Annotated in this window: 13 protein-coding genes; 6 read left to right on the top strand and 7 right to left on the bottom strand. The window is 58.2% G+C overall.

Annotation, left to right across the window (positions count from 1 at the left end):
- Window positions 1-43: 43 nt before the first annotated feature.
- The 4 genes from typA to glpX form a co-directional block, all read right to left on the bottom strand.
- Entirely contained in the window at window positions 44-1,861 is a 1,818-nt protein-coding gene (gene typA / locus NW818_RS06175) for a translational GTPase TypA (protein WP_414387766.1), read from the bottom strand.
- 162 nt (window positions 1,862-2,023) lie between these two features.
- Window positions 2,024-2,131 carry a photosystem II reaction center protein Ycf12/Psb30 gene (gene psb30 / locus NW818_RS06180; protein WP_011433833.1) on the bottom strand — a complete coding sequence of 36 codons (108 nt, stop codon included), beginning with the start codon at window positions 2,129-2,131 and terminating at the stop codon, window positions 2,024-2,026.
- 107 nt (window positions 2,132-2,238) lie between these two features.
- Window positions 2,239-3,534: a glutamyl-tRNA reductase gene (locus NW818_RS06185; protein WP_414373848.1), complete on the bottom strand. Its 1,296-nt coding sequence runs from the start codon at window positions 3,532-3,534 to the stop codon at window positions 2,239-2,241.
- A 305-nt stretch (window positions 3,535-3,839) separates the two neighbouring features.
- A complete protein-coding gene (gene glpX, locus NW818_RS06190; RefSeq protein ID WP_011433831.1) occupies window positions 3,840-4,883 on the bottom strand; it encodes a class II fructose-bisphosphatase in 1,044 nt (347 codons plus the stop codon).
- Window positions 4,884-5,141: 258 nt separating this feature from the next.
- On the opposite strand from glpX, the gene NW818_RS06195 reads away from it, so the two are divergent.
- A complete protein-coding gene (locus NW818_RS06195; protein WP_414418702.1) occupies window positions 5,142-5,417 on the top strand; it encodes a DUF1830 domain-containing protein in 276 nt (91 codons plus the stop codon).
- Between the two features lie 58 nt (window positions 5,418-5,475).
- Here the strand turns inward: NW818_RS06195 and NW818_RS06200 are convergent, their stop codons facing one another.
- Complete coding sequence (locus tag NW818_RS06200; protein ID WP_414409136.1) at window positions 5,476-5,742, bottom strand: hypothetical protein; 267 nt, start codon at window positions 5,740-5,742, stop codon at window positions 5,476-5,478.
- Between the two features lie 170 nt (window positions 5,743-5,912).
- Between NW818_RS06200 and NW818_RS06205 the strand changes: the two genes are divergently transcribed.
- Window positions 5,913-6,521: a peroxiredoxin gene (locus NW818_RS06205; protein ID WP_011433828.1), complete on the top strand. Its 609-nt coding sequence runs from the start codon at window positions 5,913-5,915 to the stop codon at window positions 6,519-6,521.
- Window positions 6,522-6,688: 167 nt separating this feature from the next.
- Here the strand turns inward: NW818_RS06205 and NW818_RS06210 are convergent, their stop codons facing one another.
- Entirely contained in the window at window positions 6,689-7,123 is a 435-nt protein-coding gene (locus NW818_RS06210; RefSeq protein ID WP_369791755.1) for a photosystem I reaction center subunit II PsaD, read from the bottom strand.
- Window positions 7,124-7,357: 234 nt separating this feature from the next.
- Here NW818_RS06210 and NW818_RS06215 point away from each other — a divergent pair, with 234 nt between their 5' ends.
- Together NW818_RS06215 and NW818_RS06220 are read left to right on the top strand one after the other, a co-directional pair.
- Window positions 7,358-8,221, top strand: coding sequence for an arginase family protein (locus NW818_RS06215; protein ID WP_414424091.1), 864 nt, complete (start codon window positions 7,358-7,360; stop codon window positions 8,219-8,221).
- Between the two features lie 36 nt (window positions 8,222-8,257).
- Window positions 8,258-8,905, top strand: coding sequence for a class I SAM-dependent methyltransferase (locus NW818_RS06220; RefSeq protein ID WP_414424092.1), 648 nt, complete (start codon window positions 8,258-8,260; stop codon window positions 8,903-8,905).
- Window positions 8,906-8,947: 42 nt separating this feature from the next.
- On the opposite strand, the gene NW818_RS06225 is transcribed toward NW818_RS06220, so the two are convergent.
- Complete coding sequence (locus NW818_RS06225; RefSeq protein WP_011433824.1) at window positions 8,948-9,463, bottom strand: TIGR02652 family protein; 516 nt, start codon at window positions 9,461-9,463, stop codon at window positions 8,948-8,950.
- Window positions 9,464-9,764: 301 nt separating this feature from the next.
- On the opposite strand from NW818_RS06225, the gene rimP reads away from it, so the two are divergent.
- Together rimP and nusA are read left to right on the top strand one after the other, a co-directional pair.
- A complete protein-coding gene (gene rimP / locus NW818_RS06230; protein ID WP_414424093.1) occupies window positions 9,765-10,235 on the top strand; it encodes a ribosome maturation factor RimP in 471 nt (156 codons plus the stop codon).
- Between the two features lie 135 nt (window positions 10,236-10,370).
- Entirely contained in the window at window positions 10,371-11,744 is a 1,374-nt protein-coding gene (gene nusA / locus NW818_RS06235) for a transcription termination factor NusA (RefSeq protein WP_414424094.1), read from the top strand.
- The last annotated feature ends 182 nt before the right edge of the window (window positions 11,745-11,926 follow it).

Genomic DNA, 11,926 nt, shown 5'->3' on the forward strand with positions numbered 1-11,926 from the left:
ATTATTGACTAGAGTCATGCTCTCTTCCAGTTGGCTGAGAAAACTAGCGGCGAGAGGGCGTTAACTGTGCCTTGCGCAGGCGCACCGACTGGGGCGTGATCTCCACCAGCTCATCCTCGCCGATGTATTCCAAAGCCCGCTCCAGGGTCATCTCCACCGGCGCTTGCAAGTGCACCAGCTCCTCCCCGCCCGCAGCCCGGTGGTTGGTCAGTTGCTTGGTCTTGCAGACGTTCAGCTCCAAGTCTTGGGGACGGTTGTGCTCGCCCACGATCATGCCCTTGTAAACGCGGGTACCTGGCGTAATAAAGAATACACCTCGATCTTCCGCATTCTTGAGGGCATAGGTAGTGGCCACCCCTTCTTCAAAAGCAATCAGCACCCCGTTGCGGCGCATTTCCATCTCAGAAGTCAGGGGACGGTATTCCAAAAAGCTGTGGCTCATGATCCCCTCGCCGCGGGTGATGCGGATAAACTCCCCTCGAAAGCCGATCAGCCCTCGCGCCGGAATGACAAACTCCAGCTGAGCCCGACCATCGGATCCCACCATCATGTTCTGCATTTCTCCCCGCCGTTGCCCCAGCCGCTCGATGCAGGCCCCCACCGTCGCTTCCGGCACATCCAGCACCAAACACTCATAGGGCTCATAGGGCTGGCCGTTGACCTCGCGGAAAATTACCTTCGGTTGCCCCACCTGAAACTCATAGCCTTCCCGCCGCATGGTTTCCAGCAAGATGCCCAGGTGCAGCTCGCCCCGCCCCGACACCAAAAAGCGATCCGGCGAATCGGTTTCTTCCACCCGCAGCGCCACGTTGGTTTCCAGCTCCCGCATCAGGCGCTCCCGCAGTTGCCGCGAAGTTACAAAAGTACCCTCTTGCCCGGCGAAGGGGGAGTCGTTGACGCAGATCATCACCTGCAATGTGGGCTCGTCCACTTTGATGAGCGGCAGAGCCTGGGGATTCTCGGGAGAGGTGAGGGTGTGGCCAATGTTGGCCTCGGCAAACCCCGCCACGGCGACAATGTGGCCGGCGGTGGCTTCCGTCAGCTCGATGCGCTGCAGCCCCTGAAAGCCGAACAGCTTGGTTACTTTGCCCTTGGCGATGGATCCATCCTCTTTCACCACTGCCAATGGATCCCCCAGGCGGATGGTGCCGTTGTGGATCTTGCCGATCACAATCCGGCCCAGGTATTCCGAATACTCCAGCGTGGTGACCTGCAGTTGCAGCGGCTTGCCGGGATCCCCAATGGGAGGTGGGACATGCTTGAGAATGGCCTCGAAAAGAGGCTTCATATCCAGGGATCCGCTGTACTTCCCTTCCAGAAAGTCTTTGAGATGGGCTTCTTCCAGGGCAAAGCCGCGCAACCCAGAGGCAAATAGATAGGGGAAGTCGCACTGGTCTTCGTCTGCCCCCAGCTCCAAGAACAAATCCAGCACCTTGTCGACGGCTTTGTAGGGCTCGGCGCGAGGCCGATCAATCTTGTTGACCACCACAATTGGGCGCAGGCCCTTCTCCAAGGCTTTGCGCAGCACAAAGCGGGTTTGCGGCATCGGGCCTTCGTTGGCATCCACGATCAACAAGCAGCCCTCCACCATCCCCAGCACCCGCTCCACCTCGCCCCCGAAATCGGCGTGGCCAGGGGTGTCGACGATGTTGATCAAGGTTTCGCCGTAGCGGACGGCTGTGTTTTTGGCCAAGATGGTAATGCCCCGCTCCCGCTCCAGCGTGTTGGAGTCCATCACACAGGTGGGAATGTCTTCCCCCTCCCGAAAGATGCCCGCCTGGCGCAACAGGGCATCCACGAGGGTGGTTTTGCCGTGGTCGACGTGGGCAATGATGGCAACGTTGCGGATGGGGAGTGACATATTAGACCAGCAGGATGTCGCCCTACAAGCAGGAGTGCCCTAGGGATTTCTTTACAACTCTAACGCAAAGGAGCGTTACGTTGCTAAACACTCCTGGCTTTGGGCTTAGCCCCAGCACTCCCAAAGGGTTATCCCGACTGCCTCAATATCCAGAGGGATCCCCTACATATCGGCGCCGCGCAGATAGAGCAGCAGGATGACCGCCGGGCCTGCCAAGACAATCAAGGCCAGCAGGGCCAACTGCACAAAAACTTCGTATTGTCCGAACATAATCCCAGATCCTGTGGCTTACGCTTTGTATCCTAAGGGGTGCCCTCCACCCCAGATGGGAGAGCTGTTACAATTCTTCAAGTCATGCGCTCTTCGCCAAGGGATCCCTAGCGCTCCTGCTGGGCTTGAAACACCACCGGATCCAGGTTGAACAGTTCCTGCAAGATCCGCATGGCTGCCCGCCGCGCCTCAATATCCCGTTTGGCCCGCAGTTGCACCATCGGGTCGTGCAGGATCTTGTTGACGATGCCGCGGGTCAAGGCGTCGATCACCTCCAGGTGCTTCTCGGCAAAGTCCTTGCCCAGGCGGGAGAGAGCTTTTTCCATCTCCTGCTCGCGGATGGACTCCACCTTGTGGCGCAGGCTGGAAATGGTGGGCACCGTCTCCAGAGAACGCCACCACTCCATGAATTGATCCACCTCTTCTTCCACCAGGGCTTCGGCAGCCAGAGCCAGCTTTTGCCGTTGGGCGCGGTTTTCTTCCACGATGCGGGAGAGGTGATCCACATTGAACACCTGTACCCCCTTCAGCTTTTCCACATCGGGATCGATGTTGCGGGGCACAGAGATATCCACCAACAACAGCGGCTGATCCGGCTGCAGCACCCCTGCCAGTTGCTGGTAGGTGAGGATCGGCTGGGTGGCACCGGTGCTGGTGAAGACCAAGTTGGACTCGGCCACACTGTTCAGCAGCGACTCCCAAGGCAGCACCTGGATCGGCTGCTCGAATTGCTTGGCCAGGGCTTCGGCCCGCTCCAGGGAGCGGTTGACCACCGTGATATCGACTGCCCCCTTGGCCAACAGGTGCTGCACCAGCAGACGGGCCATTCTCCCCGCCCCCACCACGGTAACTTTGCCCTGAGAGAGGGATCCCTGCTCTTGCAGAGCCAACTCCACCGCTGCCGAGCTGATGGACATGGCGCCGGTGCCGATCTCCGTTTCGGTACGGACGCGTTTGCCGGCGGTAATGGCCGCCTTAAAGAGGCGATTGAGGATGCGATCCATGCCGTTGCAGGCTTGGCCCAGTTGCTGGGCTTTTTTCACCTGCGAGAGGATCTGCCCTTCTCCCAGCACCAAGCTATCTAGCCCGGCAGCCACCCGCATCAGGTGGGTTACCGCATCCTGGTAAAGAAGGGTAAACAGGTGCGGACGCAGTTGGGGCAAGGGGATCCCTTTCAGCTCAGCCAAGAACTGCATCGTCTGCCGGACACCACTCTCCATTTCTGAGGTGACGATGTAGACCTCCAGCCGGTTACAGGTGCTGAGGATCGCAGCCTCCTCAATGTGGGGGTGGGCGCGAAGCTGCTGGATCGTCTCTCCCACCTCCGCCTCCGCGATGCTGAGGCGCTCCCGAATCTCCACAGGAGCTGTGCGATGGCTAAGACCGACAACCGCGATAAACATGCCTCTCCGTCGTCTGTACAGCAACAGCAAAAGTTATTAAAAACAAAAACTCTGAACAAAAGCAAATATTCTGTGACCGATACGAGGGGATCCCTTGACTCGGTTCCAGCAAGCTTAGGTAACTTTTCTCAGCCTACCTAAACCCTAAGACCAGTATCGAACCGGTTTTGCCGGATTTTGCTGAAGAGTTATTACGTTTTCACGGGTTGGGGCTTGATAGATTTCGTAACTTTCCCAAAAAGGCAAGGGCGACCTCCACCAGGGGAAAGCCGCCCCGATCTGCGAGGGTGTTAGATAGGGATCCCTTAGCGCAGCTGCAGTCCGCGGGGCTGCTGGCCATCTTTCATGTGGATGGTATCCACAAAGCGCACCGTGCGGGATTGGCTGGAGATCACCAAGGTCTCGGTGCGGGCCCCGCCCCCGAAGAAGCGCACCCCGCGCATCAAGTCGCCATCGGTGATCCCGGTGGCAGCAAAGAGCACTTCCTTGCCACTGGCCAGCTCTTCACACTCCCACACCTTGTCGGGATCCTCGATGCCTTTTTCTTTGAGTTCCCGTCGCGTTTCCTCCACGGGTGGCAAGTAGGTGCCTGCCTGAACCACCTCGGGATCGTAGATCAGCCGACCCTGGAAGTGGGCGCCCAAGCACCGCAGAGCGGCTGCCGAGATCACCCCCTCAGGAGCAGCTCCGATCCCCATCAGAGCATGAATGCCGGTGCCGTTGAAGCCCGCCGAGAGAGCCGCCGAGATGTCGCCATCGGTGATCAGCTTCACCCGTGCCCCCGCCTCTCGAATTTGGCGAATCAGATCGAGGTGGCGCTTGCGATCCATGACCACCACCGTCAGATCGGAGATCTCCCGATCCAGGCTTTCGGCGATGATCTTGAGGTTTTTCTCGGGGGGATAGTCGATGTGCACCTTGCCCTTGGCCTGGGGCGGAGCCGCCAGCTTTTGCATGTAGATGTCGGGGGCATGGAGAAGGCCACCTTTCTCAGAGATGGCCAGCACGGCCATGGAGCCATTTTGGCCTTTGGCCACTAGGTTGGTGCCCTCACAGGGATCCACAGCGATGTCAATCTCCACCAGCTCTTCCACGCGGCAGAACTGCTCAGCATCCGGGCGGGTACAGATGCCCACCTCTTCGCCGATGTAGAGCATGGGGGCCTCATCGCGGGTTCCTTCCCCGATGACGATGCGACCGCGCATAGGGATCTGGTTGAGTTTCTCCCGCATGGCCTCTACAGCCACCTGATCCGCAGTCTTGTTGTCCCCTTTGCCCATCCAGCGGGCGGCGGCAATGGCAGCCTGCTCCACGACTTCGATGATCTCTAGCCCCAACTTGTTGTCCACGATGTGCCCCCTTGCTGATCTCGGAATGGTGAAGGCCAACTTAAGGATATCTTCAGACTCTTCCTCTCAGTTTACCAGGGCAGGCTTCTCCTCGAGATCCGATTCTCTCAACCCCTATAAGCTGAGAGAACAAATCCCCCAAAGCTAGACAGAAAGAGCGATCCCCGTCTTGGCGGCTTACTATTGCCGCTTGGGGATCAGGGATGGTAGCCTATTTTAAGGGCAATAAGTTTTTCTTAACACCATTAAAAAAACGCAATGAAAAGATACGCTTTCGTCAACCGTTCCGGACAGGTTCAGGTGATCCGCACGATCCCCGGCCACTGGGAGCGCACCCTCTTTCCCGGCCAGCAGGCGATTTTTGAGGCGGAGCCGGACGACTATCTGGAAGTCTACAGTTGCTGCTGCTCCACCGCCATCCTGGAAGAGCGCCGCCTCTGTCGCTATCTGGTGGATTCTTCCTCGCCTGAGGTTGATCTCTACCTATGGTCATCTTCACACCGGGGAACTCTGGCGGATGCGTTGAATGGTTGACAGGCTCTAGCGGCTGGCTGCCCCATAGGGGCAAGAGGACTGGGTTTGCCCAGGATAACTAGATTGGGGATCGCTTCTCCTGAGGCCGATCCCCGGATTTTTCAGAGGGCGGATGCGGATCTGGAGAAGGGGCATCGGGGGGACGGGTCAGGCAACTGCCCCGCGCAGCATTGCGAAAGGTATCGATGCGCTCCACGCAATTTTGATGGCCGCAATAGGGGCAATACAGGCGATCCCCAGGTTGGGGCTCCACATCGGCCTGGCTCCACCACCGCCGACAGCGGTCACAACAAAAGTGATAGAGGAACTCCAGCGCCACTCTCATGACAACAGGATCCCTTGCAGAGCTGAGCCGATTAGCATGGAAAAATGGGCATTATCCGGATCCCGGCAGTTGGGATCCGTCGCTATCTATCGAGTTAAGGCAGAGTCATTATGAGTATGGTATGTTAGGTTTGGTTTACATTTGCACTTTACCGCAAGGAGCGTTGATTTATGTCTCAGGAAGGATGCCTGCGAGTGGGGCAGCCCGCTCCCGATTTTTCGGCCACCGCCGTCTATGACATGGAATTCAAGACGGTGAAGCTCTCCGACTACCGGGGTAAGAAGTATGTGGTGTTGTTCTTCTACCCCTTGGACTTCACCTTTGTCTGCCCAACGGAGATCACGGCCTTCAGCGACCGCTATGACGACTTTGCCAAGCTGGATACCGAGATCCTGGGTGTTTCAGTGGATAGCGAATACTCTCACCTGGCCTGGATTCAAACCGACCGCAAGGCTGGAGGGGTGGGTGAGCTGAGGTATCCTCTGGTCTCTGACCTGAAAAAGGAGATCAGCGCTGCCTACAATGTCCTGGATCCGGAAGCGGGTGTGGCGCTGCGCGGCCTGTTCATCATCGACAAAGAAGGGATCATCCAGCACGCCACCATTAACAACCTGGCCTTTGGCCGTAGTGTGGATGAAACCTTGCGCACCCTGCAAGCCATCCAATACGTGCAATCTCACCCCGATGAAGTTTGCCCGGCCAACTGGCAGCCCGGCCAGAAAACCATGCACCCCGACCCAGTGAAATCCAAGGAGTTCTTCGCGGCGATTGCCAAGTAGGTTGGCCCCTGGGATCCCTGGCTACATATAGGAGATCCCCAGCGCTTCCGGGCGTAGCTTCAGCTCAAGGTGGGCTGGAGCTTTTTTGTCGAAAACAGGCAAGCAAAAGATCCCCCGACCTTGCTAGGGGATCCTGAAACCCAGTAGGGAGCGAAGCTGTGGGGAGTTCAATCCCAGGGTTTCCCGCCGGTGAACTTGTAGGTAATCGGCTCTTTGTTTTTGCCGATGTTGCGATCCACTTTGCCGACGGGCTCACGGCCTTCGTTGACCTTCTCGGGAAAGACGCCGTCTTTGGGATGCACCAACACAGGCTCCCCCCCCGCGGGAATGCGGAAGATCTGGTAGTCGTTGATCTTGTAGTCGGATCTCAACTGGGCACCCAGCGCCAAACACTGCTCTTTGCGGGCAAAGGTGAGAAAGTTTTTGCCTTCCACCATTTCGGCAGCGCCGCCGGTGGGCATTTCAAACACCTGCCCCGGCTTGCCCGTCCAGGTGATGACGTATTTTTCTTCGGTTTCGGCTGCGCTCAACAGCCCCCCGGTGGATCCCCCAAATAGAGGCAGCTTTGCTCCCTGACGAGGATCGCCTTCCATCACAGCCATAGTCTACCTTTCTCAACTCGTTGTGGTTTGCGGTGGTTTGCCTTGTCCAAACCGCGGTTTGCGGCGCGAAGCACTTTGAATCTACCACTGACTCGATTTTTGGCCCCAGTTCCGCCTGGGAACTGTAATCTTTCGTAGCAGACTGGCTGGCCCTCAGACGGATCCCTGGGCGCCCTGTAGGCCACCATAGAACAAGCCGGAGACCCACAGCTTTCTGGAAAAGGAACAGCGCCCATGGCCCAGTGGTCCCTCCATCCCAGCTCGCAATCCAACGCTAGGGTCATTCTCATTCCCACCGCCTTTGGCCACGATACTCAGGCTCCAATGGCCATTCTCAATGCCGGTTCGGAGCTGTGTGCCTTCGAGCCGAGGTTGGGGATCGATGTGGATAAGCTGGCGGTGGCGCAGTTGCCGGGGCTGGTGGATGAGCCTCCCTACGGCATGTGTGAGGCGGCGGTGGCTCAAGCTTGGAGACGACAACAATGGCCGGTGCTGTTGCCTTCGGTCTTGGCCGCCAGTTGGGGGGCCATTCGTGCCCTCTGGAAGCACTACCCAACTCTGAGTGTGGTGCATTGCAGCGCTCATGCCAACCTGATGCCGCCCCCAGAGATGACCCAGCCGGATCAAGATACAAGCTATGGCAGTGCTGCCTGGGTGGAGTTGCTCTATCAGCACAAGCTGCCGGTGATCCATGTGGGATTGCGCAGCGGCAGTGCGCGGGCCTACGCATGGCTGAAAGCCCACCACAGCCCAATATTCTGGGCCCAAGATGGCTGGGATCCCCAGCAGGTGGTGGCCTCTTTGCCGGATCAACCGGTGTTTTTGGTGGTGGACTGCAGTGTGCTGGATCCTTCCTTGGCGCCCGCCGTGCATCACCCAGAGCCAGGGGGGGTGAGTTGGTTGCAACTGTTGCAGACCTGTGAGGCCATCTTTGCTGCTCGTCCTGTGGTTGGCCTTTCGCTGGGAGGGGTGGCGGTGGGATCCGCAACACGGCAAACTGCTCGCGTGGTGGCCCGCCTGCTCAATTGGTTGCTGGCCTGCTATGCCCTCCACTCCCTGAAGGTGACTGCTCAACCGCAACCTGCCCAGACTGTTTAAGCTGCTCAGGTCTGAACATTCATTTGGGATGGTCGAATGAACCTCTATCGCCGAATAATCTTCCCGCAACTGTTGGATCTGGCCCTCTCGGGGGAACGGATGGAGCGCTATCGGCGGCAGCTTCTGGCCCATGTGCAGGGAGCTGTTCTGGAGATTGGTTTTGGCACCGGCCTCAACCTACCCTGCTACCCAGAGCACATTCGCAAGATCACAGGGGTAGATCCCAATCCTGGCATGGGATCCCTGGCTCGTCGGCGCATTGCCTCTTCTCCCATCGCCGTTGATTGGCAAGTGGCGGATGCCCAGGAACTGCCTTTTCCAAGCCAGAGTTTTGATAGCGTGGTTAGCACCTGGACATTGTGCAGCATTCCCAATGTGGCCAAGGCTTTAGGGGAAATCCGGCGGGTGTTGCGAGCGGGGGGCAAGCTGTTTTTTCTCGAACACGGCCTCAGTGAGGATCCCCAGGTGCAAAGATGGCAAAATTGTCTTAACCCTATACAAAAGGTAATCGCAGATGGCTGCAACCTCAACCGAGATATGGCCCGGTTGATCCGAGAAGCGGGGTTTCGGTTTGAGCAACTGGAGCGGTTTTATATGGCCGACCAGCCCAAGTTTATCGGCTACACCTATCAAGGCATAGCACTCCCTGACCCGGAAGGAAGCTGCGGATCCCAGGGGGCTTGAGCAGCCACCGATTCTTCAATGGCTCTCTACCTGTTCGCCTTTCTAATCACACAGTTGCAGACGGGATTGCGGCTGCCGCATGGCCGGGTCGATCTCGTAGGTCAGCTCAAAGTTGATCACCCGCCAGCGCTGAGGGGATCCACCCCTATCCTCTGGGATTTGGGAGCTGAAGCTGACGGGCAAGCCATAGAGGCGAGGTGGGCCAGGACGACGGTGGGATCCCTGCTCCAGATAAGGGGTGAGCAGCTGGCGGTAGCGCTCGGCCACGATCACCTGAGTGGCTCGCATTCCTTGCATGCGCAGCCGATCCAATTCTTCATGAATCTCAAAACGGATCCCATCGGCGTGGGTGTGCTGACGAAACCAGCGACCTTCCCAAAAGCGCCAGCGCCGTCCGGATTGCAGGTGTACCAGCTCCTCTTGTTCGGCATCCGCCTCAAATGCACCATGGCGAGGGCAGAGGTAGGTATCGGTCAGGGTGAGGGCCGCAATCGTTTGCCGACAGTGGGGGCACTGAATGCTGGGGCCGAAGATCGGGTAGGAAAAGGCAACAGTCATAGGAAACCCCACAAAACGCGGCTGGATATCTGGGCAAATCCGCAGTTGTCCACATTATAGATGTTGCCTTTTGGGGATCCCCATGACAAAACCGGGGGAGATCTTCTAAATTAGGAGGTAAGGGGGATGCGCTCAAAGTCTGTACTGATTCTGGGCGAGCCTCAAGGAGCTCCGCGATAGCAACGGGGAGTGGGTGGTGCCCACTTCTTTGCTTTTTGAGGGGGCTTACTGTCCCCTTTGCCAGCTCCGGCTCAAAGGGGTTTGGATCTGGCGGCAACACCCGGTTGGTGACAAGTTGGTTATGGTTCACCCTCTTATTCCACAGTTGGAGAGCTTGGCCCGTCCCTTGGCCGCTCAACTGGGATACCAGTTGGTGCAGATGGTTTTCCACACCAACCAGCATCCGCCAGTTCTGCGGGTGGATATCCGCCCACTGGATCCCGACCGAGAAACCAGCCATGCCGATTGCGAAGCCATGAGCCAAGCCTTAGAAGTCGAGCTGGATCGGGTGGATCTGATCCCAGGCCAGTATGTGTTGGAGGTGTCCAGCCCTGGCATCAGCAACCTTCTCACCAGCGATCGCGACTTTGTGGTTTTCAAAGGGTTTGCGGTGGAGGTGACCTTGGATCCACCCTACAAGGGCAAAGCCGTTTGGTCAGGACACCTGCTGGGTCGGGATGAGGAGAGGGTTGCCTTATCCCTCAAGGGGCGGCGAGTTCAGTTGCCCCGCGCTTCGGTGCAGCGGGTTGCCCTCTCATTGGAAACTGACTAGGAGACCGGAGATAGAGAGAGCGTTTGACCGCAGGTGGTGCGGCCCTCCCTTCGCATCAGAGATGCGGGTTCAGTTCCCGCTGTGGAGCAATAGCAACAGCAAGTTTCACGAAGTTTGTGCAGGAGGACAGTGGTTATGGCGATGGTGCCTCTGCCGGGTTTGGCGGAAATGGTGGAGATGATCTCGCGGGAGCGCAACTTGCCCCGCCATGTGGTCACCGATGCCCTGCGAGAGGCGCTGCTCAAGGGCTACGAACGCTACCGCAAAACCATCCAGCGAGATGTGGTCTTTGCAGAAGACCACTTCCGCAATTTCGATGTGGAGTTGGATGTGGAGGCAGGAGGCTTTCGCGTTTTGGCCACCAAAGCCATCGTTGAGCAGGTACAGGATCCGGATCACGAGATCTCTCTGTACGACGTGCAGCAGGATTACCCAGAAGCCGAAGTAGGCTGGGAAGTCACAGATGATGTCACCCCACAACAGGCGGAATTTGGCCGCATGGCGGCCATCCAAACCAAGCAGGTGCTGGCGCAAAAGTTACGGGATCAGCAGCGCCGTCTGATTCAGGAAGAGTTCCGCGATCTGGAAAAAACCGTACTGCAGGCACGGGTGCTGCGCACCGAGCGGCAGACGGTGATCATGTCGGTATCCAGCGGTTTCGGACAACCTGAGGTGGAAGCAGAACTGCCCAAGAAGGAACAGCTGGCCAGCGATCGCTACACTCCCAACGCGGTGATGAAGGTCTATCTCAAGAAAGTCTATGAGGGATCCCGGCGGGGGCCACAGCTTTTGGTTTCCCGGGCCGATGCTGGCTTGGTGGTGAACCTGTTTGCCAACGAGGTGCCAGAAATTGAAGAGGATATCGTGCGGATTGTGGCAGTGGCGCGGGAGGCCAACCCCCCTTCCCGAAATGTGGGGCCACGTACCAAGATTGCGGTCGATACGGTGGAGCGGGACGTGGATCCAGTGGGGGCCTGTATTGGCGCGAGGGGATCCCGGATTCAGGCGGTGGTAGCAGAGCTGCGCAACGAGAAAATCGATGTCATCCGCTGGTCGCCGGATCCTGCCACTTACATTGCCAATGCCCTCAGCCCGGCCAAGGTGGTGGAGGTGCGGCTGGTGGATCCGGAAATCCAGCAGGCCCATGTGTTGGTCAACAGCGACCAGCTCAGTTTGGCCATCGGCAAAGAGGGGCAAAATGTGCGCCTAGCAGCCCGCCTCACCGGTTGGAAAATCGACATCAAGGAAGTGGAGAGCTACCGCGCAGCGCTGGAGGAGGCCCAAGCCCAAGGGTTGCCCTATCCCTTCATCACTCCAGCGGCACTGGAGCGCTTCCAGCGGCGGGCAGAGCGGGCTGCTTTGGGCCTAGAGGATGAGGAATACGAAGAAAAGCGCCGCCTGGAGGAAGAGGAGCTGGCGGGGGACGATAGGCTGGAAGAAGACTGGGCTGACGAGGACGAGGACTTCGACTACGACGCCGAGTTCGACATTGCCCAGCCGAAGGGGTAATGATATACGCTCTACCCTCACTTTGCCCGTACACTTTGCTCGTAGAGGGCGGCTTCTGCCGGAAGTCTGGGCTTTGGAATGAGTTTTGCTGCAGGGGATCGCGGTTGCACCGAGACCGCAATGGCGCATGTGGGGTTTTCCTGCCTGCTTGGGCAGAACTGCCCTGTTCCGGCAATCTGCAT

The organism is Synechococcus sp. R6-5 (assembly GCF_047461775.1).
Classification (GTDB): domain Bacteria; phylum Cyanobacteriota; class Cyanobacteriia; order Thermostichales; family Thermostichaceae; genus Thermostichus.